Source organism: Acinetobacter sp. (genome assembly GCF_036666595.1).
GTDB lineage: Bacteria > Pseudomonadota > Gammaproteobacteria > Pseudomonadales > Moraxellaceae > Acinetobacter.
Genome location: NZ_JAVWVO010000153.1, coordinates 1 through 524, shown reverse-complemented (window position 1 = coordinate 524; position 524 = coordinate 1). Strand labels below are relative to the sequence as shown.

General features: G+C 38.4%; 1 protein-coding gene and 1 pseudogene. Both read left to right on the top strand.

Annotated features, from left to right (window positions below; genetic code table 11):
* On the top strand, window positions 1-343 hold a 343-nt coding region (locus RR876_RS17335; protein WP_332637220.1), incomplete at its 5' end, for a TOBE-like domain-containing protein.
* 76 nt (window positions 344-419) lie between these two features.
* Window positions 420-524, top strand: a pseudogene (locus RR876_RS17330) (CysB family transcriptional regulator); the annotation flags it as partial.

Here is a 524-nt window from a genome sequence, read left to right as displayed (position 1 = left end):
TGAAGGTGAACATACAGGCGGTATTATCCGTATTGGTGATGATCGCATTCAATTACCGACATCATTGGAAGCACCGCAAGGAAAAGTCATTGCATTTGCACGACCAAATGAATTACATATTCATACCCGACCTCAACCGAATACCATAGAAGCGACATTTATACGTGAGGTATGGATTGCAGGTAAAGTCATTGCTGAATTACAAGATCGTAGTGGACGCACCATTGAGATTTTACTCAGTGTAGAAGAAGCAAACTTACATCAATTTAGACCAAATCAAACCGTTTGGATTAGTGCGGCTCAACTTCATTTATTTGCAGACCAAACGACTCAAGTTGCTTAGAATAATATCTTGAGAACGGTTAAAATATCCTTGCGAAGCTTTAACCGTTTCTCATCTCTTATGTGGAAAAATTATTATGAACTTTCAACAACTCAGAATTATTCGAGAAACTGTTCGCCAAAACTTTAATTTAACTGAAGCTTCTGCGGCACTTTATACCTCCCAATCAGGTGTCAGTAAA